General features: G+C 45.3%; 24 protein-coding genes, 1 other RNA gene and 1 pseudogene. 11 read left to right on the top strand and 15 right to left on the bottom strand.

All coding sequences use genetic code 11. The features are described from left to right. Positions 1–13: 13 nt before the first annotated feature. The 4 genes from endA to metK all read right to left on the bottom strand — a co-directional run bounded on the left by endA (position 14) and on the right by metK (position 3,656). A complete protein-coding gene (gene endA, locus C1S74_RS13475; RefSeq protein WP_038881140.1) occupies positions 14–709 on the bottom strand; it encodes a deoxyribonuclease I in 696 nt (231 codons plus the stop codon). A 150-nt stretch (positions 710–859) separates the two neighbouring features. Continuing rightward, positions 860–1,357 carry a SprT family zinc-dependent metalloprotease gene (locus C1S74_RS13480; protein WP_045397713.1) on the bottom strand — a complete coding sequence of 166 codons (498 nt, stop codon included), beginning with the start codon at positions 1,355–1,357 and terminating at the stop codon, positions 860–862. Positions 1,358–1,423: 66 nt separating this feature from the next. Next, positions 1,424–2,221, bottom strand: coding sequence for a DUF2189 domain-containing protein (locus C1S74_RS13485; RefSeq protein WP_038868141.1), 798 nt, complete (start codon positions 2,219–2,221; stop codon positions 1,424–1,426). 280 nt (positions 2,222–2,501) lie between these two features. Then, positions 2,502–3,656: a methionine adenosyltransferase gene (metK, locus tag C1S74_RS13490; RefSeq protein ID WP_045397715.1), complete on the bottom strand. Its 1,155-nt coding sequence runs from the start codon at positions 3,654–3,656 to the stop codon at positions 2,502–2,504. Positions 3,657–4,023: 367 nt separating this feature from the next. Here metK and tkt point away from each other — a divergent pair, with 367 nt between their 5' ends. Beyond that, positions 4,024–6,018 carry a transketolase gene (gene tkt / locus C1S74_RS13495; protein WP_045397716.1) on the top strand — a complete coding sequence of 665 codons (1,995 nt, stop codon included), beginning with the start codon at positions 4,024–4,026 and terminating at the stop codon, positions 6,016–6,018. Between the two features lie 50 nt (positions 6,019–6,068). On the opposite strand, the pseudogene C1S74_RS13500 reads toward tkt, so the two are convergent. Then, positions 6,069–6,306 (bottom strand): annotated as a pseudogene (locus C1S74_RS13500) (hypothetical protein). Between the two features lie 199 nt (positions 6,307–6,505). Between C1S74_RS13500 and epd the strand changes: the two are divergent. The 4 genes from epd to mscS all read left to right on the top strand — a co-directional run bounded on the left by epd (position 6,506) and on the right by mscS (position 11,412). After that, positions 6,506–7,543: an erythrose-4-phosphate dehydrogenase gene (gene epd, locus C1S74_RS13505; RefSeq protein WP_045397719.1), complete on the top strand. Its 1,038-nt coding sequence runs from the start codon at positions 6,506–6,508 to the stop codon at positions 7,541–7,543. 153 nt (positions 7,544–7,696) lie between these two features. Further along, a complete protein-coding gene (locus C1S74_RS13510) occupies positions 7,697–8,857 on the top strand; it encodes a phosphoglycerate kinase (RefSeq protein WP_045397721.1) in 1,161 nt (386 codons plus the stop codon). A 153-nt stretch (positions 8,858–9,010) separates the two neighbouring features. After that, positions 9,011–10,087 (top strand): class II fructose-bisphosphate aldolase, encoded by a 1,077-nt coding sequence (gene fbaA / locus C1S74_RS13515; protein ID WP_005436482.1) that lies wholly within the window; start codon positions 9,011–9,013, stop codon positions 10,085–10,087. Between the two features lie 458 nt (positions 10,088–10,545). Then, a complete protein-coding gene (gene mscS / locus C1S74_RS13520; protein WP_045397723.1) occupies positions 10,546–11,412 on the top strand; it encodes a small-conductance mechanosensitive channel MscS in 867 nt (288 codons plus the stop codon). 63 nt (positions 11,413–11,475) lie between these two features. On the opposite strand, the gene C1S74_RS13525 is transcribed toward mscS, so the two are convergent. Then, positions 11,476–11,958 (bottom strand): YbaK/EbsC family protein, encoded by a 483-nt coding sequence (locus C1S74_RS13525; protein WP_045397724.1) that lies wholly within the window; start codon positions 11,956–11,958, stop codon positions 11,476–11,478. Between the two features lie 24 nt (positions 11,959–11,982). Then, on the bottom strand, positions 11,983–12,612 hold the full coding sequence (locus C1S74_RS13530; RefSeq protein ID WP_039976408.1) for a LysE/ArgO family amino acid transporter: 630 nt from the start codon (positions 12,610–12,612) through the stop codon (positions 11,983–11,985). Positions 12,613–12,752: 140 nt separating this feature from the next. Between C1S74_RS13530 and C1S74_RS13535 the strand changes: the two genes are divergently transcribed. Both C1S74_RS13535 and C1S74_RS13540 read left to right on the top strand, forming a co-directional pair. After that, entirely contained in the window at positions 12,753–13,649 is an 897-nt protein-coding gene (locus C1S74_RS13535) for a LysR family transcriptional regulator ArgP (RefSeq protein WP_038870328.1), read from the top strand. Positions 13,650–13,906: 257 nt separating this feature from the next. Then, on the top strand, positions 13,907–14,602 hold the full coding sequence (locus tag C1S74_RS13540; protein WP_045397728.1) for an oxidative stress defense protein: 696 nt from the start codon (positions 13,907–13,909) through the stop codon (positions 14,600–14,602). A gap of 76 nt (positions 14,603–14,678) precedes the next feature. Here C1S74_RS13540 and serA read toward each other — a convergent pair whose 3' ends face one another. The 5 genes from serA to C1S74_RS13565 form a co-directional block, all read right to left on the bottom strand. Continuing rightward, positions 14,679–15,908 (bottom strand): phosphoglycerate dehydrogenase, encoded by a 1,230-nt coding sequence (gene serA, locus C1S74_RS13545; RefSeq protein ID WP_038870325.1) that lies wholly within the window; start codon positions 15,906–15,908, stop codon positions 14,679–14,681. A gap of 259 nt (positions 15,909–16,167) precedes the next feature. Then, entirely contained in the window at positions 16,168–16,824 is a 657-nt protein-coding gene (gene rpiA / locus C1S74_RS13550) for a ribose-5-phosphate isomerase RpiA (protein ID WP_038881162.1), read from the bottom strand. Between the two features lie 58 nt (positions 16,825–16,882). Continuing rightward, positions 16,883–17,476 carry a 5-formyltetrahydrofolate cyclo-ligase gene (locus C1S74_RS13555; protein ID WP_045397731.1) on the bottom strand — a complete coding sequence of 198 codons (594 nt, stop codon included), beginning with the start codon at positions 17,474–17,476 and terminating at the stop codon, positions 16,883–16,885. A gap of 5 nt (positions 17,477–17,481) precedes the next feature. Next, a non-coding RNA gene (gene ssrS / locus C1S74_RS13560) (6S RNA) lies at positions 17,482–17,666 on the bottom strand. Between the two features lie 8 nt (positions 17,667–17,674). Then, positions 17,675–17,983, bottom strand: coding sequence for a cell division protein ZapA (locus tag C1S74_RS13565; RefSeq protein ID WP_038870320.1), 309 nt, complete (start codon positions 17,981–17,983; stop codon positions 17,675–17,677). Positions 17,984–18,232: 249 nt separating this feature from the next. Here C1S74_RS13565 and C1S74_RS13570 point away from each other — a divergent pair, with 249 nt between their 5' ends. Genes C1S74_RS13570 through C1S74_RS13580 form a run of 3 tightly spaced genes read left to right on the top strand, consistent with a single transcriptional unit; the run spans position 18,233 to position 21,265 of the window. After that, entirely contained in the window at positions 18,233–18,811 is a 579-nt protein-coding gene (locus tag C1S74_RS13570; RefSeq protein ID WP_038870319.1) for a YecA/YgfB family protein, read from the top strand. 39 nt (positions 18,812–18,850) lie between these two features. Then, a complete protein-coding gene (gene ubiH, locus C1S74_RS13575) occupies positions 18,851–20,029 on the top strand; it encodes a 2-octaprenyl-6-methoxyphenyl hydroxylase (protein WP_045397734.1) in 1,179 nt (392 codons plus the stop codon). Positions 20,030–20,056: 27 nt separating this feature from the next. Next, a complete protein-coding gene (locus C1S74_RS13580; protein WP_045397736.1) occupies positions 20,057–21,265 on the top strand; it encodes an FAD-dependent 2-octaprenylphenol hydroxylase in 1,209 nt (402 codons plus the stop codon). Between the two features lie 77 nt (positions 21,266–21,342). Here the strand turns inward: C1S74_RS13580 and C1S74_RS13585 are convergent, their stop codons facing one another. The 3 genes from C1S74_RS13585 to ygfZ form a co-directional block, all read right to left on the bottom strand. After that, positions 21,343–21,549 carry a DUF1107 domain-containing protein gene (locus C1S74_RS13585; RefSeq protein WP_038881174.1) on the bottom strand — a complete coding sequence of 69 codons (207 nt, stop codon included), beginning with the start codon at positions 21,547–21,549 and terminating at the stop codon, positions 21,343–21,345. A 661-nt stretch (positions 21,550–22,210) separates the two neighbouring features. Then, positions 22,211–22,684, bottom strand: a complete 474-nt coding sequence (locus tag C1S74_RS13590; protein WP_045397738.1) for an aminoacyl-tRNA deacylase — start codon at positions 22,682–22,684, stop codon at positions 22,211–22,213. Beyond that, the gene (ygfZ, locus tag C1S74_RS13595; protein ID WP_045397739.1) at positions 22,677–23,645 is read right to left on the bottom strand and encodes a tRNA-modifying protein YgfZ; all 969 of its coding nucleotides are present in this window, start codon (positions 23,643–23,645) and stop codon (positions 22,677–22,679) included. Before ygfZ ends, C1S74_RS13590 begins: the two co-directional genes overlap by 8 nt. Positions 23,646–23,881: 236 nt before the next feature. On the opposite strand from ygfZ, the gene C1S74_RS13600 reads away from it, so the two are divergent. Then, positions 23,882–24,142 (top strand): FAD assembly factor SdhE, encoded by a 261-nt coding sequence (locus C1S74_RS13600; RefSeq protein ID WP_038870312.1) that lies wholly within the window; start codon positions 23,882–23,884, stop codon positions 24,140–24,142. The last annotated feature ends 308 nt before the right edge of the window (positions 24,143–24,450 follow it).

Here is a 24,450-nt window from a genome sequence, read left to right on the forward strand (position 1 = left end):
TTTTTGAGGGGAATTACAGTGCTCGACAAGCCTCTTGTACAAATGGGTTATGGTTGCCTTGAACCTTTGAAATGCGCTCGTCACGCTCACATTCCCACTTGTCGACAGGGTAGGTTTTGTTCCACGCACTCATTAACTGAGTTTGTTGCTTAGACAGTTTGAAGCCGTACTCTTTGCTCATGTATAGGTAGGTGCGAGCAATCGAGCCACGAGCGCGGTCTGGTGGCATGACTTTACGTTGCTTGAAGTTAACCTGCATTTCGCAGCGGCCATAGCTGACACCGTCCATACCATTCCACTGACTGAAATTGTAATTAGAACGATCGCCGTTCACTTCCCCAATAGCTGGTGTCAGGTTATGAAGGTCGGCTTCCATTGATTTGAAAACTTTGTCGTTTCTTGTGCAGTTTTTGCGTCCGCCATCTTGCCAGCACTGACGCTGGTGGCCGAATTGCCAAGCTGGGACCACGTGTTCCCACTCGATGCGAGAAGCACGTTTTTCTTGTTTACGCACTTGGTAGCCACAAGAAGCAAGGTCCGGTACACCTTTCTTACCTTGCCAGTTGATATCACAGCCACAGTAGAAACTGGTTGGGTGATCTTTGTATATTTTAACCGCTTCACGTTTTGCCGCAGAGAAAGAGGTCGGTGGCGCAGCAATTACGGCACTAGAAAGCGCAAACAGGAATAAAGAGAACAGGTATTTCATGATTAAAGTCTTTATAAAGTATGACTTTATTCATTCTAACACGCAGAAATTAGCTTTAGTGATGAGTGTGTTAACAATAATGGGCAAAAAGAAGCCGTTTGAGAACGACAATCTCTGTTTTAGGAATCTGAATATTTCTATCGAGGAGAGTTAAGAGAGCTGAGTGCCAGTGAAGCTTAATGGTTTTCGACACTTTTGGCAGGAATAGACGGCCTCTTTACGCATGACTTTATTGTGGCGTCGAATTGAGAGCGGATAGGCGGTGCAAGCGCAGCGGTACTCAAAGGTCTTACCTTGCACAGAGGCGATATCGAAGCTGTGAGTTGTTTTAGCTGGCACGTTAAAAATGGCTTCCATCACACCTTGCCATTCTTTACCGTGAGGGCGAACACGACCGTATACTTGGTACGTAATGAGATGCGCTACTTCATGTGGTATCACTTCTTTTAGAAAAGCTTGCGGGTTTTCTTTAAAAAGCTTTGGATTTAGACGAACTTCATTCAATTGCAGATAAGCTTTGCCTGCCGCTTTACCACGAACATTAAATGTGACTGCGGGCACCGGAAAAGAACGTTTGAATGCTTGCTCCGCCTTCGTGATGCAACCTGCCATCACTTGTTTGGCTTTGTAGCTCAGCTCTATATCCACACTTACCTCATCATATTTAATAAAAAGCCCCCGCGTTTGCGAGGGCAGGATCATAACATCAGTTTTCTAAGGCGTGTGTTTTTTCTTAATCGTCGCATGGTAAGCATGCCAAGTACCATAACCGAGGATTGGCATGGTGAAGAGCATACCTATGCCGTACGTTGCAAAGCCAATTAAGATACCGCCACAAATGATGGCTGCCCATACGATCATCGCAGGAATGTTGGACTTCACAGCGTTAAAGCTGGTAAAGACGGCGGTCATCATGTCTACACGCCTTTCCATCATTAAAGGAATAGAAAAAGCAGAAATACTGAACACGATGCACGCTAATACCAAGCCAACTAGAGAGCCAATCACTAGGAAAGGCAAGAAGTCAGTCAGTGGCGCGCCTTGAACGGACGGATAAAGTGCATGAAGCAGAGCGGCAATTCGCATCCAGAAAATCATACATACCGCGAGCATTACAGCGAATGCCCATTGAGAAGTCGAATTTCGTCCAATGGCTTTCATTGAATGGAACAAGCTTGGTTTGTGTCCACGCTCTCTCTCCCAACTGGCGTCATATAAGCCTAGTGCTAGGAATGGGCCGATTAGCATGTAGACAATCAGACTCGGCATCACCACTAAGTGTGTGCCTTGCCATTGAACCAGAAGCACGATACCAATAGCGGCGGCCATAAAGCAGATGCCGTAAAAGGCACTAATGACTGGCATACGAACGAAGTCGTGCAGACCTAGTGAGAGCCAATGGAATGGGGCCGAAAGATTCACGGTATTGCACGGAATGGTTCTGGCATATTCGTTATCTGGGACTTCCTTTCGTTTATTTTGGAAGTCAGACGGATTCACGGTACGAGGCATAACTCCTCCTTGATTTATTCCCACGATGGCACCTAGGCCATAAAGGATGCCTGACTGACGTTTTCATTACTCTTTTCATCACGTGAGTCCGCATCTTATCTCTATACGTTATATGCGTCGGAAAGTGCATTTAACATTATGTTAACTATTGGCGGAGTTAGGGCAATTTACAAATAAATGCTGAATTTTTGTTCAAGAAAGAGATAGAAAAGAAAAAGGGAGGGGGAAACAAAAAGCCCCCGCCAAAGGCGAGGGCTTGATCGATTCTTGCGTGGCTCGATTACTTGATGCCAGCGAAATCGCGTAGAAGTGCTGCTTTATCAGTTGCTTCCCATGGGAACTCTTCGCGACCGAAGTGACCGTATGCTGCCGTCTGCTTATAGATAGGTTGAAGCAGGTTAAGCATTTCTTGTAGACCGTATGGACGTAGGTCGAAGTTTTGACGAACCGCTTCAATGATGATGTCGTGTGATACTTTCTCAGTACCGAACGTTTCAACCATGATAGACGTTGGATCAGCAACACCGATAGCGTATGAAAGTTGGATTTCACAACGGTCAGCCATGCCAGCTGCTACGATGTTTTTCGCTACGTAACGTGCCGCGTAAGCTGCTGAGCGGTCTACTTTTGATGGATCTTTACCAGAGAATGCACCGCCACCGTGACGAGCTGCACCGCCGTAGGTATCTACGATGATTTTACGACCAGTTAGACCACAGTCACCCATTGGACCACCGATAACGAAACGACCGGTTGGGTTGATGAAGAAGTTCGTGTCTTTAGTGATCCACTCTGAAGGCAATACTGGCTTGATGATCTCTTCCATCACTGCTTCACGTAGGTCTGGTGTTGTTACTGAATCACAGTGCTGAGTCGAAAGAACAACCGCATCAATACCAACAATCTTACCTTGGTCGTATTGGAACGTTACTTGAGATTTTGCATCTGGACGAAGGAAGTCTAGTTTACCGCTCTTACGAACTTCAGCTTGCTTCTTAACAAGTAGGTGAGAGTAAGTAATTGGAGCTGGCATTAGGATTTCAGTTTCGTTTGTTGCGTAACCAAACATGATGCCTTGGTCGCCCGCGCCTTGCTCTTTAGGGTCTGCTTTATCAACACCTTGGTTGATGTCTGGAGACTGCTTACCGATGGTGTTTAGAACCGCACACGAGTTCGCGTCGAAGCCCATATCAGAGTGAACGTAACCAATTTCACGAACAGTTTCACGAGTGATTTCTTCAATATCAACCCATGCCGACGTTGTTACTTCACCGCCAACCATAACCATGCCGGTTTTAACGTAAGTCTCACAAGCAACACGTGCTTTTGGGTCTTGCTCAAGAATTGCATCAAGAACTGCGTCAGAGATTTGGTCTGCGATTTTATCTGGATGACCTTCTGATACCGACTCAGAAGTGAACAGGTGCTTAGCCATGATAGCTCCAATCTTAAGGTTTACTCATGGCCAACTAACGCAAGCTTGCCACGAAAAATACAATACAGTTTGTAGGTGTTTCTACATCTAGACGTCTATTTTAAATTGCCGTGTTCGAATTACAAGTTCTTTTTCCAATCCAATTCATCTGACTTATTACCCAATCGTTTGCTTGAAGGATGATGAATTTATAGAAAAATGCAGACAATCAGCGAAAAGATTGAGTTAAAACCTCAAAAATGGTGAGTAAAACGTTTGCAGTCGGAATTTGGCTCTGAGAGAATATTGCGGCGCTTTTATCCCTTCTTAGTAAGATAAAAGCGCCCACATTCCTTTATCAATTCGCTTAATGCACTCAGGAGCAGACATGTCTTCTCGTAAACATCTGGCAAATGCAATCCGCGCTCTTAGCATGGATGGTGTTCAACAAGCTAACTCTGGCCACCCAGGCGCACCTATGGGTATGGCTGATATCGCTGAAGTTCTTTGGCGTTCTCACCTAAACCACAACCCAGCTAACCCAGAGTGGGCAGACCGCGACCGTTTCGTGCTGTCTAACGGCCACGGCTCTATGCTGATTTACTCTCTACTGCACCTGAGCGGTTACGAGCTGTCTATCGACGATCTTAAAAACTTCCGTCAGCTTCACTCTAAGACTCCTGGTCACCCGGAGTACGGCTACGCACCAGGTATCGAAACAACGACTGGTCCTCTAGGTCAAGGCATCACCAACGCGGTTGGTATGGCAATGGCTGAGAAAGCGCTAGCGGCACAGTTCAATAAAGAAGGTCACGACATTGTTGACCACTTCACTTACGTGTTCATGGGCGACGGCTGTCTAATGGAAGGTATCTCGCATGAAGCATGTTCTCTTGCAGGTACACTAGGTCTAGGTAAACTGATCGCATTCTGGGATGACAACGGTATTTCTATCGACGGTCACGTAGAAGGTTGGTTCTCTGACGATACACCTAAGCGTTTTGAAGCGTACGGTTGGCACGTTATCCCTGCTGTAGATGGTCACGATTCTGAAGCGATCAATGCTGCTATTGAAGCGGCAAAAGCAGACCCTCGTCCTACGCTGATCTGTACTAAAACCATCATCGGTTTTGGTTCTCCAAACAAATCAGGTTCACACGACTGTCACGGTGCGCCACTAGGTGCAGACGAAATCGCAGCAGCACGTGAGTTCCTAGGTTGGGAACACCCTGCATTTGAAATCCCAGCAGACGTATACGCTGAGTGGGATGCAAAACCAGCAGGTTCTGAGAAAGAAGCGGCTTGGAATGCGAAGTTTGAAGCATACGCAGCGGCTTACCCAGCAGAAGCGGCAGAGCTTAAACGTCGTTTAAACGGCGAACTTCCTGCAGAGTGGGAAGAAAAAGCGAGCCAAATTATTGCGGATCTTCAATCTAATCCAGCGAACATTGCATCACGTAAAGCATCTCAAAACGCACTAGAAGCGTTCGGTCAAATGCTTCCTGAATTCATGGGTGGCTCTGCTGACCTAGCGCCTTCTAACCTAACCATGTGGTCAGGTTCTAAGTCTCTAGATGCGAACGACTTCTCTGGTAACTACATCCATTACGGTGTACGTGAGTTCGGTATGACAGCGATCATGAACGGTATCGCGCTACACGGTGGTTTCGTTCCTTACGGCGCAACATTCCTAATGTTCATGGAATACGCTCGTAACGCTATGCGTATGGCTGCTCTGATGAAAGTTCAGAACATCCAAGTTTACACGCACGACTCTATCGGCCTTGGCGAAGATGGCCCAACTCACCAACCGGTTGAGCAAATGGCTTCACTACGTCTGACTCCAAACATGAGCACATGGCGTCCATGTGACCAAGTTGAATCTGCAGTAGCATGGAAACTGGCGATTGAGCGTAAAGATGCGCCAACTGCACTTATCTTCTCTCGTCAAAACCTAGCGCAACAAGATCGTGATGCTGCGCAAGTTGCGAACATCGCAAAAGGTGCTTACATCCTGAAAGACAGCGATGGTAAGCCTGAGCTAATCCTAATCGCGACAGGTTCTGAAGTTGAGCTAGTAGTGAAAGCTGCTGAGCAACTAACGGCTGAAGGTAAGAAAGTACGCGTTGTTTCAATGCCATCAACAGATGCATTCGACAAGCAAGACGCTGCTTACCGTGAATCTGTACTACCATCAGACGTAACGGCACGTATCGCGGTAGAAGCGGGCATTGCTGACTTCTGGTACAAGTACGTTGGTTTCGACGGCCGCATCATCGGTATGACAACCTTCGGTGAGTCTGCGCCGGCTGACCAGCTGTTCGAAATGTTTGGTTTCACTGTAGAAAACGTAGTGAACACAGCACAAGAATTGCTAGCGTAATTTCGCGTTATAAATGAAAAACCGAGCGTTAATGCTCGGTTTTTTTGTGCCTATTCAAATTCTTTTCCCCAGTTGTCTTTCTTTTTGTGTCCACATTCCTTACAGGTGACATAGCGATCCATATCGTAATAGTGGCCGCCATTTAGCAAGGTATGAGCCCAAAGCTTTAACGTTCCAAGAATCGATTTATCCGTATCATAAACTACTTGGCTTACGGACCAGCACTTCAGAGTGTGGTGTTTCTCTATTGCATCGCTTACAAAAGTGAGCAGCGGGAAAACCTGACATACGCATTTCCTTTTGGTGGTAAAACAAGGAGTTAAAGTGCCAAGTGAAATACGCGAGGTCAGAAATGAATATATTGGCAATGTGAATATATCGTGAAGTGAAAAGATAGTTTACCGCGAGTGAGATCACTTACTTAATGCGTTCTGCCTTCGTATCAGGTACTATCTGTGACACGAATTTTTGGTGAGGCGAGGGAGAAATGCTAAAGGTTGCGATCAATGGATTTGGACGTATCGGTCGTAATGTACTGCGAGCAGTATATGAGAGCGGTAAACACCAACAAATTAAGGTTGTCGCTGTCAATGAGCTTGCACAACCAGAAGCAATGGCCCATCTTCTGCAATATGACACCAGTCATGGCCGCTTCGGAAAGAAAATCTCTCACGATCAAGAACATCTTTATGTTCATCATGACAGTGGTGAATATGACCCCATTCGAATCCTTCACCTCGCTGAAATTGACCTGTTGCCATGGCGCGATTTAGAGGTCGATATTGTCTTAGACTGCACTGGCGTATTTGGCTCACAAGCGGATGGCTTAGCTCATATTGAAGCAGGTGCAGAGAAAATCCTGTTTTCTCACCCTGGTGCAAATGACCTCGACAACACCATCATTTATGGCGTGAACCATGAAACGTTAAAAGGCGAGCATCGCATTGTTTCTAATGGCTCGTGTACGACGAATTGTATCGTTCCAATTATTAAAGTCTTAGATGAAGCCTTTGGCATTGAGTCGGGCACCATTACTACTATTCACTCATCAATGAACGATCAGCAGGTGATTGACGCTTATCATAATGATTTACGTCGTACTCGTGCTGCCAGTCAATCCATCATTCCTGTCGATACTAAGTTGCATAAGGGAATTGAAAGAATCTTCCCGAAATTTTCCAACAAATTCGAAGCCATTTCGGTTCGAGTTCCGACAGTTAACGTCACTGCGATGGATTTAAGTGTCACAATTAGTACAAATGTGAAAGTTAATGACGTAAATCAAACCATTGTTAACGCATCTCAGTGTACATTACGTAACATTGTTGACTATACTGAATCGCCGCTCGTTTCCATCGACTTTAACCATGATCCCCACAGTGCCATTGTGGATGGAACTCAGACTAGAGTGAGCAACGGGCAACTCGTAAAAATGCTTGTTTGGTGCGATAACGAATGGGGCTTTGCTAACCGGATGCTGGATACCGCTTTAGCAATGCAAGCTTCTTCACAAGTGGAGCCTTAATGGTGAGGAAGCGATGGAGAAATTTTTTATTTTAAGCCTTGAAATAAATCTGACGTATCTCCATATCAATAACCAGTTTGAAGAATTAACGGGCTTGGCAGGATTGCCGAGTTTTTAAAAACTTTAATTATTTAATATTTGAGAGGACACATCATGTCTGTAATCAAGATGACTGACCTGGATCTTGCAGGTAAACGTGTATTTATCCGTGCTGACCTAAACGTGCCAGTAAAAGACGGTAAAGTAACTTCTGATGCACGTATCATCGCATCTCTTCCAACTATCAAGCACTGTCTAGAAGCAGGCGCTAAAGTAATGGTTACTTCTCACCTAGGTCGCCCAACTGAAGGTGAATACGCTGAAGAGTTCTCTCTACAACCAGTAGTTAACTACCTAAACGACGCACTAGATTGCGAAGTTAAACTAGCGAAAGATTACCTAAACGGTCTAGAACTAAACGCTGGTGAGCTAGTTGTTCTTGAAAACGTTCGCTTTAACAAAGGCGAGAAGAAAAACGAAGAAGAACTGTCTAAGCAATACGCTGCTCTATGTGACATCTTCGTAATGGACGCATTCGGTACCGCTCACCGTGCACAAGCATCTACTCACGGTGTAGGCATGCACGCAGACGTAGCATGTGCGGGTCCTCTACTAGCTAACGAACTAGAAGCACTAGGTAAAGCAATGGACAAGCCTGCTCGTCCAATGGTTGCTATCGTAGGTGGTTCAAAAGTTTCTACTAAGCTAACGGTTCTTGAGTCTCTATCTAAAATCGCTGACCAACTTGTTGTTGGTGGCGGTATCGCTAACACATTCATCGCAGCTGCTGGCCACAACGTTGGTAAGTCTCTATACGAAGCAGACCTAGTAGAAACAGCTAAGAAGCTAATGGATGAGTGTGCAATTCCAGTAGCAACTGACGTTGCATGTGCAAAAGCATTTGACGAGAACGCAGAAGCTGAAATCAAGCACGTTTCTGAAGTACAAGACGACGATATGATCTTCGACCTTGGTCCAGACTCAACTGCTGAACTAGCAGAAATTCTGAAGAACGCTAAAACTATTCTATGGAACGGTCCAGTAGGCGTATTCGAATTCAAGAACTTTGAAGCAGGTACTAAAGGTATCTCTGAAGCTATCGCATCTTCTGAAGGCTTCTCTGTTGCTGGTGGTGGTGACACGCTAGCGGCTATCGACAAGTTCGGTATCAAAGCTGACGTATCTTACATCTCTACTGGTGGCGGCGCTTTCCTTGAGTTCGTAGAAGGTAAAGTTCTTCCAGCAGTTGAAATGCTAGAAGCACGCGCTAAGTAATATTCAGTAAAGCGGGAGTCCTCTCCCGCTTTCTTGTTTGCTGCAACGCGAGAGGAACTCTGTTAAAATAGCCTCAGTTGTGAGCAAACGTTTGCAAGATTTTCAATTTAACAAGTTTTGTTTATAAAACGACAGATAAATAGGATTACATCCATGTCTAAGATCTTCGACTTCGTAAAACCAGGTGTTATCTCTGGCGATGACGTTCAGAAAGTATTTGAAGTAGCAAAAGAGAACAACTTTGCACTTCCAGCAGTAAACGTTGTTGGTACTGATTCTGTAAACGCAGTACTTGAAGCAGCTGCAAAAGTTAAAGCTCCAGTTGTTGTTCAGTTCTCTAACGGCGGCGCAGCTTTCTTCGCTGGTAAAGGCGTTAAACTTGAAGGTCAAGGTGCACAAATCCTTGGCGCTGTAGCTGGTGCTAAATACGTTCACGCTGTAGCTGAAGCTTACGGTGTACCAGTAATCCTACACACTGACCACGCTGCTAAGAAACTTCTACCATGGATCGACGGTCTACTAGACGCTGGTGAAGAGTTCTTCGCTCAAACTGGTAAGCCTCTATTCTCTTCTCACATGCTAGACCTTTCTGAAGAGTCTCTAGAAGAGAACATCGAAACATGTGCTAAGTACCTAGAGCGCATGGCTAAAATGAACATGACAATCGAGATCGAACTTGGTTGTACTGGTGGTGAAGAAGACGGCGTTGATAACTCTGATATGGACGCATCTGAGCTTTACACTTCTCCAGAAGACGTTGCATACGCATACGAGAAACTAAGCGCTGTTAGCCCACGTTTCACTATCGCAGCATCTTTCGGTAACGTACACGGTGTATACAAGCCAGGTAACGTTGTTCTAACTCCAACTATCCTACGTGACTCTCAAGCATACTGTGCAGAGAAGTTTGGTATTGCACCAAACGCTCTAAACTTCGTATTCCACGGTGGTTCTGGTTCTACTGAAGCAGAAATCCAAGAGTCTATCGGCTACGGTGTTATCAAAATGAACATCGATACTGATACACAGTGGGCTACGTGGGATGGTATCCGTGCATACGAAGCGGAAAACCGTGATTACCTACAAGGTCAAATCGGTAACCCAACTGGTGAAGACGCTCCTAACAAGAAGTACTACGATCCACGCGTATGGCTACGTGCTGGTCAAGCTTCAATGGTAGCTCGTCTAGAGAAAGCATTTGCTGACCTAAACGCAGTAGACGTACTATAATTCGTCTTACCTGAGTTTCTAAAAACCCGCTCTTAGAGCGGGTTTTTTTATGTCTAATCAATGAGACTGCGACCATTCTCTTTCTTTCAGCAATTGATAACTCAATCAACTGCTATATGATCACCGCACTTCATATCCCTTCAGTTTTGGCGCAAATTTCGAAACCCAGCTTATTTCCGCACCAAGTGGTATAAAACCAAGCAAAAAGTGTGGCGAAATGTAAATCCATTGCGTACTCTGTAACAAGCCAATATCAGAAGTTTCTTATAAATCTTTGTTTTGCATGTCTTTGCGAAACTCTGACTTTGAAAAATTTCAGAATTGAGATATTGTGCCAAAAATCTGACACTGTTCAGTAAAACAATAGGGATGTTGTTGTAGATAAGAACCTATAAAAAACAAGGTTCATAAGTTAACGGCAATTAGATTTTTATATCTTTATTTTGAGGATACGAATTATGGCAGGTGAATCGATGGGTATCGATACCTCTTTAACGGATGGTTTGAGCAAAGCTGAAACATGGCTAAACAGCAACTCAGATCTTCTTATTCAGTACGGTGTGAACATCATTTCTGCACTGATTATTCTGTTCATAGGTAACATTATTGTAAAAGCAGTAGCGAACAGCGTTGCGAAAGTTCTTGATAAAAAGAACATGGATAAAGCGGTTGTTGAATTTGTTCACGGTCTTGTTCGTTATTTATTGTTCGTAATTGTTCTTATTGCTGCACTTGGGCGTGTTGGCGTTGAAACGGCGTCTGTAGTAGCGGTAATCGGTGCGGCAGGTCTTGCTGTTGGTCTTGCCCTTCAAGGCTCTCTATCTAACTTCGCTGCTGGCGTACTGATTGTTGCATTCCGTCCATTTAAGTCTGGTGACTACGTGGAAATCGGCGGTGTAGCTGGTAGCGTTGAAGCAATTCAAATCTTTCAAACTATACTAAAGACACCCGACAACAAAATGGTTGTTGTGCCGAACTCATCAGTTATCGGCGGCGCAATCACTAACTACTCTCGCCACGCTACGCGTCGTGTAGACCTAGTTATCGGTGTTTCTTACAGCGCTGATCTTAAGCAAACTAAGCAAGTTATCCGTGACGTGCTAGAAAAAGATGAGCGTATCCTGAAAGATCCTGCAATCCAAATCGGTGTCCTAGCACTAGCAGACTCTTCAGTGAACTTCGTGGTTCGTCCATGGTGTAAAACGTCTGATTACTGGGATGTTTACTTCGATTCAACTCAAGCAATCAAAGAAGCGTTGGACGAAGCAGGCATCGAAATTCCATTCCCACAAATGGATGTTCATTTGAACAAAGTAGAAGCTTAATCCCTTCGATTGAGAACATGAAAAAGCGAGGCAATGGCCTCGCTTTTTTTATATCCAGATTTTCTAAAGTTCTAACAGAGTGTTACTGCCAACAAGGAGCAGACGTTTAAGTTCGCTACCTGCAAAGCCAAAGGTTAATTCGGGTAAACCTGGTGTATAAAGCAACTCATCATGCTGGTAGAGCGCCGTATCGACGATAATGGTGACATGCCTAGGTAAGCCAATAGGACAAACTGCGCCGGGTACACAACCTAGCTGCTCAATCATTTCATCGTCGCTGCAAATAGAAGGCCTTTTACCAGTCATCATTTTGATTTGTTTGGAGTCTAAACGAGAGTCTTTGTCGGTCAGGTATACAGCATAACCTTGTCCTTTTAGCTTGAGAAAAAGACTCTTAGTATGAGTGCCTGTCCAACCGAGTTGTGCGGCAACTTTGACATCGGTTTCGAAGTCGAGAATGGCTTCATGTTGCCACTCTCGAAAGGGGATGGAGAGCGCGTTGAATCGCTCTCGATTGATTTGATGGATTTTTTCCAGTGACTCCATGTCGTGTTTCTTTCCTATTTATCTTTACCAGTATTTGGTGACTAACTCATTCGCAAGTACAAAAGCGATAGTAAACATCATAGTGGCAACCGCAATATCGATGCCTTTTTTCACTTTTGGTTTTGAGAGCGTTGGCCCCAATTTTGCCGCACCTAATGAGAGCGTGTAGAACCATACAAAGGAAGCCATGATGGTGCCCATAGCGAATGCGATGCGATCATTACCTTCAAACTGACCACCAATTGAACCTAAGATCACTACGGTATCTAAGTACAGGTGCGGGTTCAACACTGTGACGGCAAGCGCGCCAAGAATTACGGTACGACGGCCTCGTGCGACGACTTCACCATTCGATTCAGAGGCGTTTGCTGCTTTGAATGCACTTTTTAGTGACAGTAAACCGTAAACACTTAAGAAGGCAATACCACCTAAAGTGACTGAGGTAAGTAGGATTTCATTTTGCGAGAGAATCGCGCCGCCACCAAAAATACCGAGCGAGATAAAAATCATATCTAGGATGCTACAGATAGTCGCAGTCGTTAGATGATGTTGACGCTTAATGCCTTGGTTAAGTACATACGCATTTTGCGCACCGATTGGAATGATCATGGTCGCACCTAAACCGAATCCTTGTAATAACACCCAAAAGCTCACAACACACCTCAACATTAGTAATAGAACAACAGAGGAAGGGAAGATAAAGCTTTTCATTAAATAAGTATAATTAATGATTTTAATATATTATTAGTATTACTTATTTGGTGTTGTTGGCGTTTATTAGGGAGGAAAAACACGTGCGAGGATTGGATTATAAATGGATAGAAGCGTTAGATGCGGTAGTTCATCAGGGCAGTTTTGACCGAGCTGCTGAGCACCTTTTTGTTTCGCAATCAGCCATTTCCCAACGTATCAAACAGCTTGAGAAGTACCTTGCCCAACCGGTACTTATACGCGAGCAACCGCCAAAGCCAACACCAATTGGTAAGAAGCTACTCGGGCTTTATCGCCGTGTCAGATTGCTTGAGCATGAAATCCTTCCTGAGCTAAAAAACGACACCACAACTCGCCCCGTTCAACTCTCACTCGCGACTAACGCCGACAGCTTAGCAACGTGGTTGCTACCGGCCTTACAAGATGTGATGAAGCATCGCCAAGTTGAACTTAAATTGACGATCTACGGAGAATCACGTTCGATTGAAAAGCTCAGAAGTGGTGAGGTCGCAGGGGCCATCAGTTTAGAGTCACAAGCCATACCGAGTTGTCGAGCGGATTACCTAGGGCGCATCGATTATGTTTGTGTCGCTAACCCTGAGTTCTATCAGCGCTATTTTACCGAAGGCGTGAACAATCAAACGTTAGCTAAAGCACCAGCGGTTTCCTACGATCAGTACGATGATCTGCATAAGAAGTTTTTAACTGAGCACTTTAACGTCAGACCGGATAGTGTCATCCATCACAACATTAGTAGTTCTGAAGCTTTCCTCAAAATGGCGTTAGCTGGAGTAGCTTATTGTTTGATTCCTCGACTACAGATCACCGATGAACTGGAGAAAGGGGAGCTTATCGATATTACACCTGGCTTTTTGATGTCTTATCGCATTTATTGGCATCACTGGCAGTTGGAAACCGGAGTGCTGCAAGAGATCTCGCAAGCAATTGTGAGTTATGCTCAAAAACACTTACCGCAATAAGTTCCCACTTCGCTTGCGTTTTGAGTCGAAATTACCACGAAGTTACACAGTCAAAGTTGTGTTAGAAGTCGCTTAAGATGCTTGGATAATTGCCAGAAGTTTCTATGATGAGTCTATATACACTCCTGTTCATTGCTGTTTTATCTATTTGCTAACGCAAGACAGCAACTTATCTGCCATGGCTTTCATCGAGTATCTCGCCTTGAACTCAGGCAACTGGAGTGATCTTAGTCTTTCAATACGGATGGATTTGTCGAATGAAACTGTCTTCATGTTTACTTGCTTCAGCCCTAAGCCTTACCAGTATTTCTGTGTTTGCGAATGATGTGCCGAATTTTGCTCATTTATCAACCACTGGCTACGGTGAAGTTGTCGCGACGCCAGATATGGCGACTTTTTCTGTAAAGGTTGTTGATACGACCATGACGGCAGAACAGGCGAAGCAATCTGTCGATAATACGGTTGATGAGTTTCTTAAGAGCTTAGCTGATGCCGGTTTGTCGAAAGACAATATTACCAGCTCAAATCTGTACCTTGCTCCCCAGTACCACTATCCTAAATCGGGTAAAGCGGAACTTGTGGGTTATCGAGCTTCACGCAGCATTGATGTGACTGTGAGTGATTTGGCGAACTTGAATGAGTACTTGGATATGGCGCTAAAGGCGGGCATCAACCAAGTTGACAACATTCAGCTTAAAGTAAGCAACCAATCTGAGTACCAACAAAAAGCACGCATGGCAGCGATCAAAGATGCGCAAAGCAAAGCGGCTTCTTTAGCGACAGGTTTTGATAAGAAGTTAGGTGATGTGTGGCAGATTAACTACAACCAAATGCACGCACGCCCAGTATTGATGCGCTCTATGGCGATGGATGCAAGAGAGAGTTCAAATAGCTATCAAGATTCAACGTTGGTGATTCGTGACCAAGTGGACGTCGTATACAGGCTTAAATAGTACAGATAACATTACGATTCATAGAATGAGAAAAGGCAGGGAAGTCCCTGCCTTTTTTGCATTTGTAAGTCAGTGATCAGTGAAGGATTCGGGCACGAATGGTGCCTTCGATGCCTTTTAATTTAACTAATGCTTCTGCTGCGCGAGAGGTTTCTACGTCAATCACTACGTAGCCGATCTCAGCTGCGGTTTGTAGGTACTGGCCGGCGATGTTGATGCCGTCTTCTGCGAAAATGGTGTTGATTTGCGTCAGGATACCAGGACGGTTTTTGTGGATGTGGAGTAGACGTGAACATTCACGATGCTCTGGCAGTGATACTTCTGGGAAGTTCACGCTCGATAGTGTTGAACCATTGTCTGAGTACTTCGCCAACTTACCCGCAACTTCTACACCAATGTTCTCTTGTGCTTCTTGTGTTGAGCCACCGACGTGTGGCGTTAGGATAACGTTGTCGAACTTCTGTAGTGGAGACTCAAACGCATCGGCGTTGGTTTTTGGCTCTACAGGGAATACGTCGATAGCTGCTCCAGAAATATGGCCTGATTCTAGGCTGTGGCATAGAGCCGGAATATCAACAACAGTACCGCGCGCCGCATTGATAAAGATAGCGCCTGGCTTCATGCGCGCGAACTCTTCCTCACCCATCATGTTTTTGGTTTCTGGCGTCTCTGGTACGTGCAAAGAAACGACGTCACATTTATTTAGTAACTCACTCATGGTGAGCACTTGTGTCGCATTACCTAGAGACAGTTTGTTTTCAATGTCGTAGTAGTAAACGCGCATGCCTAGGTTTTCGGCAATGATACCTAATTGCGTACCAATGTGACCGTAACCGATGATGCCCAGACGTTTCCCGCGAGCTTCGTAAGAACTGTCTGCACTCTTTTTCCAAATGCCACGGTGCGCCAGTGCGTTCTTTTCTGGAATGCCACGAAGAAGCAACAGGATTTGACCTAGAACCAACTCTGCGACGCTGCGCGTGTTTGAGAAAGGTGCGTTGAATACAGGGATACCACGCACTGAAGCAGCGTTGAGGTCTACTTGGTTGGTACCAATACAAAAACAGCCAATCGCAACCAACTTATTTGCCGCATTGATCACGTCTTTCGATAGGTTCGTTCGGGAGCGGATACCGATGAAGTGTACGTCTTTTACTGCTTCAATCAGTTCTTCCTCAGAAAGGGAACCTTTGTGATATTCAATGTTGCTGTAGCCAGCTGCTTGAAGAACTTCAACTGAAGAAGGGTGGAGTCCCTCTAGCAAGAGGATCTTAATCTTTTCTTTTTCCAGTGAAACTTTGGCCATTTTTCTCGTCCTTAAAATGGAAAGGTGGGCTAATGTGGCGCACATAAAGCAAAACCATTAAAAAGGGGATAATTAACAGTTTTGTTGGAAGACAAACGTTTCCCTGTGCGTCTTCTGTTCAATAAAGTAACAAAAAATTTTTGCTTTGGGTAAGAAAATTACGGAATAAGGCATGCTTTTCTTAGAAAAAGGAAGAAAAAACGGCGCCCTAGGGCGCCGTCTGTAATGAAATAACAGAAAATTTAAGTCAACTAGTGACTTATTCTTCTATTTTTGCACCTTCTGGTGTGCCAGTGATAACCACATCTGCACCACGGTGAGCGAATAGACCCACAGTCACAACACCCGCGATGCCGTTGATCTTATCTTCCATCTCTTTTGGGTTAGTGATTTGCATGTTGTGTACGTCTAGGATCACGTTGCCGTTGTCCGTCGTTACGCCTTCACGGTATGCAGGGTCACCACCTAGTTTTACCAATTCACGAGCTACGTAAGAGCGTGCCATTGGGATAACTTCTACAGGAAGTGGGAATTGGCCCAGTACGTCAACTGCTTTTGTGCCGTCAACGATACATACGAATTTGTCTGAAATCGCTGCAACGATTTTTTCACGAGTCAATGCAGCACCGCCGCCTTTGATCATATCGCGTGTTGCATTGATTTCATCTGCACCATCAACGTAGACATCTAGCTTCACTACGTCGTTACACTCGAATACTTCAATACCAAGCTCTTTTAGGCGCTCAGTAGAAGCAATAGAGCTAGACACTGCACCTTTGATATCGTCTTTGATACTGCCTAGGGCATCGATGAAGTGATTCACGGTAGAGCCAGTACCAACACCGACAATGCTGTCTTTCTCAACATATTTAAGTGCTGCCCAACCAGCCGCTTTCTTCATTTCATCTTGAGTCATGCCAATCTCCTGAATAGATGTTCGTTAACGTTTGCGGCGTGATTATAGCGGGTAAGTTCTACTTTTCCCATTGCCAGATCTGGCTTGGAGTCACGATCTTAGGTAATGGGATGTCCCAACTCTCTGTTGGAAGGCGTTCGACATGCTGACAATCATGAGCAATGCCGATTGGCTTGGCGCCCTCGCCAGTACTAAACCAGCGTGAGAGTGTCCGGTCATAGTAGCCTCCGCCCATACCTAAGCGATGGCCGGTACTGTCAAAACCAACTAATGGTGTGCAGATCAGGTCGAGATCTCGAACGGGCTTTAGGTAGGTGATATCGAGTTTGGGTTCTAAGATTCCATACTTATTAAACACCAACTGGTCATCGTTTACGTAATGAAGAAACAACAATTGGCCTTGCGAGAATGGGTGAATCACTGGTAGGTAAATCGACTTACCTTGTTGCCATAGCCACTCAATTAACGGTTTTGTATCGAGCTCTCCGTCGGCGGAAAGATAAATGGTGATGTGATCTGAAACTTGGATTTCTGGCAACTGTGAAAACTGTTTAATTAGATCGAGCCCTGCTTGAAACTGAGTATCACTGCACAGGCTGTTACGTTTTTCACGGATGAGTTTACGGAATTCTTGTCGAGATAGGTTTGACATAGAGAGGATACCCCAGGGTGCCGTTGAGGATTGTGGCCCTTGAACCAGCTGGTTCAAGGCGGATCAGCAATGATAACCGTAGGCTTCTCGGTGCATGCCAAGCTTGCTCAATAGCTATCAAGTACTAACCCTTCGGTATTGCTTATCGGCTCAGGGACTTAAATCCAACTGACGAACACCCCAGGGTAAATTTGGTATCTACTGCTGTCCTTGCGTTACATTCTTAAGTGCGTTCTCTAGCGACGCAGTGAGCTTTTCCATTCGCTCCGTAATTTCTTGTTGCTGACCGTTTGATTCGTATGACTTGGTATGCAATTCATGACAAATATTTAATGCAGCAAAAGTCAGTAGCTGAATTTCATTGGTTACCTTAGTACGGTCTGTCATCTCTTTCAATCGACGATCGAGATCTTTAGCCGCTGTAATCAGTGACTCTTCTTGACCCGGTGGACAATTCACTCGTGTCATTTTTCCAAGGATTTCAACGTCGACCGCTTGATTGCTCATGATGAATAAACTCTATATTCGCGCTATCTAAGGTATTGCTTTGTACAACTACCGAGGAGGAAACTATAGGAAAACCGCTATTAAGATTCAAGCATTTCCCACCCTAGATAGAAAAATGGTGAAGTGATCACACAGGAATTGGACAAATTGAGTAAATGCTGTCCAAATTTGAATTTGATAGTCGTTTCAGCCGAGTAGGCTTGATGGTAGGATAGAACGATACATTATTACGCAAGAATGAGCCCAGTTATGAGTGAAATCACCCTTCCAGAATATCAATCTATTGCTGTTGAACTTAAATCCGCAAGCATTGCAGTGACGCCTGCTGAGTTACACGGGTTACTTGTCGGCATGCTAAGTGGTGGATTGGCGATTAACGATCAAACCTGGCAACCAATTTTGTTTGATTACACCAATGATGGCATGGGGTGGCCAACTACTGCACTGGCTTTTGCACAAAGCATTTTTAAAGTGACGGTAAATGAGTTGACAGGCACCTCGATGGAATTGTCTCTGTTGTTGCCTGATGAGCCAGGTGAAGAAGGCTTGTTCGCATTGGCTGATGGCCTATCTGATTTCGTTAACCATTTTATCTCAGGTTTGGGATTAGCTGGTATCGCCATGAATAAAGCGTCTGACGATGTGAAAGAGGCGTTAGCAGATCTTGAAGAGATCGCTAAGTTAGGCATTGATGAAGATGACGACCTAGGTGAGCAAGCTCAATTGCTAGAGCAAGTAATCGAACACGTCAAAGCATGCGTATTAACTATTCATGCCGAGTTTGGCGCTCGTCCTGAAAGCAACGATAGTAAACCGACGATTCACTGATCGTCGGTACCATTAATTGAATAGTTTCTAGAGGTTAGCATGAGGCAATATGACGTTGTAATTGCTGGTGGAGCCATGGCGGGAGCCACACTTGCTTTAGCGATAGATCGCTTATCGAAAGGACAACTTCGTGTTGCCGTTGTTGAGCCGTTTAAAGCGCAATCTAATGAGCACCCTGGTTTTGACTCTCGTTCCATTGCCTTATCCTACGGGACCGTCAACACCTTACGCCATTTGCAGTTGTGGGCGGCGGTTGAGCCTTTTGCAACTCCAATAGAGCACATTCATGTGTCCGATCGTTCTCATGCGGGGATGACTGAGATTACCAAGCACGAAGTTGGTGTTGAAGCACTTGGTTACGTAGTGGAACTCGCCGATGTTGGTCGCGTCTATCAAGAGCTCTTAGATAAGAGTGAGGCGATCAGTCTGTTTTGCCCGGATTCGGTCGTGAACATCGAGCGTGAGCAAGGCAAAGCACACATTGAGCTGACGAGCGGTGAGAAGCTGGAAGCTAAGTTGCTCGTTGCTGCCGATGGCGCAGTATCGCAATGCTGTCAGCAAATCGGTTTAGAGTTGTCTGAGCATGATTTTGACCAAGTGGCAGTGATTGCGAATATCGTGACGCAAGAACCTCATCAAGGTCGTGCCTTTGAACGCTTTACCGAGAATGGCCCAGTCGCACTGCTGCCTATGAGTGACAACCGCATGTCTCTGGTTTGGTGTTTGCGTCCTGAAGAGGCGCAATCCGTTGTGAATTTGTCCGATGAAGAGTTCCTTGAGCGCCTCCAAAGCGACTTTGGTTGGCGTTTAGGTGAGATGCAAAAAGTCGGGCAACGTGCGAGTTATCCGTTGCTATTACGTTATCGTAAACAAAACATTTCGCACCGTTTTGCTATTGTTGGTAATGCAGCGCAAACCCTGCATCCAATCGCAGGGCAAGGTTTCAATCTTGGTATTCGCGATGTGGCATCGTTAGCGGAAGAGGTGGTGAAGCAAAGTGAAGATGCAGGTCGTTACCAAGGGTTAATGCGTTTTAGCCAGCGCCGTGAAGGCGATCGCAGCGAAACGATTTGGTTAACCAGCTCTCTAGTGCATATTTTCTCAAATGATTTACCGGCGATGCGAATTGGGCGCAACCTTGCTCTCGCAACGATGGATAACCTTTCTACTTTTAAGCAGCCGCTGCTACGCCACACGCTTGGTCTAGTGAAACGATAAACGGCAACGAATTAGGTAACAAAAGCAATGATGCAAAGTGTAGATATCGCCATTATCGGCGGTGGTATGGTTGGATTGGCGTTGGCTGCCGCTTTTAAAGACAGTGACCTACGTGTTGCTGTTATTGAAGGCTCTGTGCCGGACGATACGTTGAGTGAACTACCGGACGTTCGTGTATCAGCGCTAAGTCGCTCTAGTGAAACGATGTTGCGTAAACTCGGAGCTTGGCAAGGTATCGAGCAACGTCGTGCTTCTCCGTATTATGCAATGGAGGTATGGGAGCAAGACAGCTTTGCTAACATCGCGTTTGATGCGCAAAGCATGGCTCAGCCAGATCTTGGCCATATTGTTGAAAATCGCGTAATTCAATTGGCGTTGCTAGAGCAAGTTCAAAAGCTGGATAACGTGACGCTGTTTATGCCTGCACGTTGTGCAACGTTAGCGGTTGGTGAGCAAGAAAGCTGGCTCACGCTCGACAACGGTCAAGCCATGACTGCGAAGTTAGTGGTTGGCGCCGATGGTGCAAACTCTTGGCTGCGCAACCAAATGGATATTCCATTGACGCATTGGGATTACGGTCATAGCGCACTTGTCGCGAACGTGAAAACCGCTGATCCACACAACAGCGTTGCGCGTCAGATCTTTACACCGGAAGGTCCATTGGCTTTCCTTCCGATGTCTGATCCGCACATGTGTTCGATTGTTTGGTCTACCGAACCAAATCGTGCCGAGCAACTGCTGGCGATGAATGAGCAAGAGTTCAATAAGGCATTAACTAGCGAATTTGATGTGCGTTTAGGTTTGTGTGAAGTAGTTGGTGAACGTGCGGCGTTCCCACTTAAGATGCGTTATGCGCGTGACTTTGTGGTTGAACGCGTGGCGTTAGTTGGTGATGCAGCACATACCATTCATCCACTGGCAGGGCAGGGTGTGAACCTTGGCTTGCTAGATGCTGCTAGCTTGGCACAAGAGGTGCTAACATTGTGGAAACAAGGGCAAGACATTGGCACTAAACGTAACCTGCGCGGTTACGAGCGTTGGCGTAAAGCGGAAGCGGCGAAGATGATCGCGGCGATGCAAGGCTTCCGTGACCTGTTCTCTGGTGAGAATCCTGCTAAAAAATTGGTACGCGGAATTGGTTTGAGCCTAGCTAGCCAACTACCAGGAGCAAAAGACGAGATAATGAAACGCGCATTAGGTTTGAAAGGCAATTTGCCGGAACTTGCGCGTCAATAACGAGCTTATTGCTTTACGAATAGAAGACACAAAAAAGGCTGGTTAATCCAGCCTTTCTTTTTACATCGATGTTGTCGCTAAGCGTATGCGCATCTGAGCTTCATAATCTCTTGGTTAATTTCTTTAACCGCTTGAAAGTGGCGCCTTTCCGCTTTCTCTGGCAGCATTAATTTTCCATTATCAAACTCAAATTTACCGACTCCGTAAATATAAATTCTTCCTTTAAAAAGACGACTTATGTGTTTAGCAATCATACCTGGTGTATAGCGCTTAAACAGTCTCATATTTACTTTTCCTTATCTCTTACCTAGCTCAGTTATCTTACGTTTTTGGCGTAAAAATTATTGTGACAGCAATGGTATTAAGTACAGATGAGTTGTATCGCTTTAGAGATTTGTGCTGCCATAGACAAATTGACAGGGTCATATCTCAAATAGCGTGAGGATTACCTCAAAAAAACACTAGCGAAGGAACCGTTCCTTATCTCCTTCTGTTGTTACGTGGTGCATTAAGCAACTATTTTGTTACAGAATTAAGAATAGAAGGAAAATAATTGTTTGCTAAATGTTTTTACTCAATTGATTGCATTTTTATCGTTTTGCCGGATTAAGGGCTTAATACATGGCTTTCATCGAGTTAGAGGGAAGAGGCGCAGAAAAGTTCCGTGCAAAAAAAAGCCCGCTTCGGCGGGCGAATAGTCACAGATGCATTACACAAAAGTGGACGACTGACCGCGTGGCAGAGGCCAATTCAGTCAGCAGTTTCACTTTATGTTGATTAAGTTGTTGTTGAAAACTTAACCAACAAATTCAGCATATACGAGTTTCTTACGTGTGACTATTTATGTTTTAAAAATGATTAAAAATTCCACTTTGTATGTTGGGAGATATGAGTGAGATCACGTAGGTGTGAGAAAGCCTGCGTGTTATTACATTTTTACGAAGGTTAACGGCAGATATCGGCCAAGGTTGGTTGGCACAATTGCAGTAAATCATCGATAGATAATGCTAATCCAGCCATACGATCACCACTGCTGATAGTGATTTCTTTTTCTTCCAATAGGCTCGGGTCGAATACGATTGGCATATAGCGCTTTAAAAGTAGCGGCGTGACAGTACCGATCTTATATCCGGTAATCGCCTCTACGTCCGCTTGATCAACACAGGTCATGCGACGACATTGCAGTAGTGCGCGTACTTTCTTTGGGTCAACGCTACGATCACCTGGCGTGCAGGCAAGTGCATATTGGCTACCCATATCGCGCAAAAGAATCGCTTTGACCATTTGAGAAGGACGAATGCCGCGTTGTTGCGCGGCATCCTCAATGGTTGTTGCTGGTCTTTGATGAGGAAGAAGGCGGAATTCGATGTTCTGATCCGCTAAAAACTGCATCAAAGGGGTATGAATGGTATTACTCATCGTCAAGGCTGTACGGCAGTGCTGCGATTTCCCATTCACACTCTGGTTGAGCAACCAAGCGTAGACGAGTGTCATCGTCTAGGTTGTTTGGCAGTACAATGAGCCCGATCGCTTGGTTGTCGCTGAATTGGTAATGCGTGAGCAATGCTCCGACTGAACGCCAGTTTTCACCGACACTACGCTCCAATTCAATCGCACCTTCACCTAAGGCTTCAGCAGTAGCACCTTTAACAATGTACATTGCACGTTTGTTGGTGCCGCGGTATTTCGCGCGCGCTACAGTTTCTTGACCTGTGTAGCAGCCTTTCGTAAAGCTGATACCACCAAGCGCTTGTACGTTTAGTGCTTGTGGAATGTGTTCGTTTTGCGCGTCTGCTACCACGTATGGCAGTGCTGCTTCAATATCGAAACGGGTCCAAAGCTCATGGGTTGTCAGTGTTGCTTGGCTATCTTCCACTAATGATTGTGCTGCTTCTGCTGTAAGCGCAAGCAACCAGCGATTCGGAGCTACTTTGACCGCAGTGCCGCCTTCAATCGCACGCACGTCGCCAGAATCAGCATTTAGCGTTGAGATGAACGCATCTGCATTCTCACCAGCAACACCCAGTACCACGTCGCTTGATTCTTCGATGGTCACTTTCGAGAACACCGCGTACTTTTTAATTTCTTTCAGTTCCACTTCAATTGCTGAATTTGGCTGAACCATTGCGTAGCCATCGTTATGGTGGAATAGGCGGAAGACACTCCACACTTTACCTTTCGCGTCACAATGTGCACCCAACATTGATTGGTCTTTCTCAAGAGAAACCACATCGCAGGTAACTTGACCGTGTAGGTATGATTTTTTGTCGTCCCCGACCATGGTGATCATGCCCAGGTTATCCAATAGCGAGATAGACAGCTCCGGTAGCGCGTCTTGTGTCGATAGGTTCAGTGGTGAAAAGCGAGTTTGCCATTCCATGAGTACGATGCCTTTTGAAGATATTTTTCAGCTATGTTAATTGCAGATTCGACATTTGTCAGCACTCAATATGTCCACTCAATTTTAAGATGTTTGGCTCAACTGAACGTTTGTTTATTAAATGCGATCAGGATTTGCAGTGACTTGGCTACATATTGTGACCCGCACACTAGTGGCGTTGAACATCCCTTGTTACACTCCGCACTAAGAACAAGACATCTATGAAGGAATACTGAATGTACACTGCGGAAGAAAAGGCGCGTATTAAATGGGCTTGTCGTCGTGGCATGCTTGAGCTTGACGTGGTGATTATGCCGTTTTTTGAAGAGTGCTTCGATGCACTAGGTGAGCAAGAGCAACGTGATTTTGTTTCGTTGCTAGAATGTGATGATCCAGATTTGTTTACTTGGGTCATGGGGCATGGTCGCAGCGAAAACCTTGGTCACGCTTCGATGGTCGATAAAATTGTCGCACACAACCTCAGCAAGGTTCGTTAATCTTACTGTTTCTAAATCTCTAAACGCCCAAGCGCTGCATTACTTGATTCTTTTCGGTTTAGCTTGGGCGGTTATCTTCTCTGATATTCCACTCGTCTTATCTAGTTATCTGTTACTACTGATCTATCGTAGCCATACCCAAGGTGGATTCGTCATGCCGTCAACTGTCGGGAATTGGTATTTTCATCGTGATGGAACGGTTCGAAATGACGCTCAGACTTCACTGTTATCAGGAGTTGATCTTTTCGCTTCTGTTTTCAAGGTGACGTTTAAGTTGGTATCTGGGGATAAGGTAACCGTTTGGCGAG

Source organism: Vibrio hyugaensis (assembly GCF_002906655.1).
Classification (GTDB): domain Bacteria; phylum Pseudomonadota; class Gammaproteobacteria; order Enterobacterales; family Vibrionaceae; genus Vibrio; species Vibrio hyugaensis.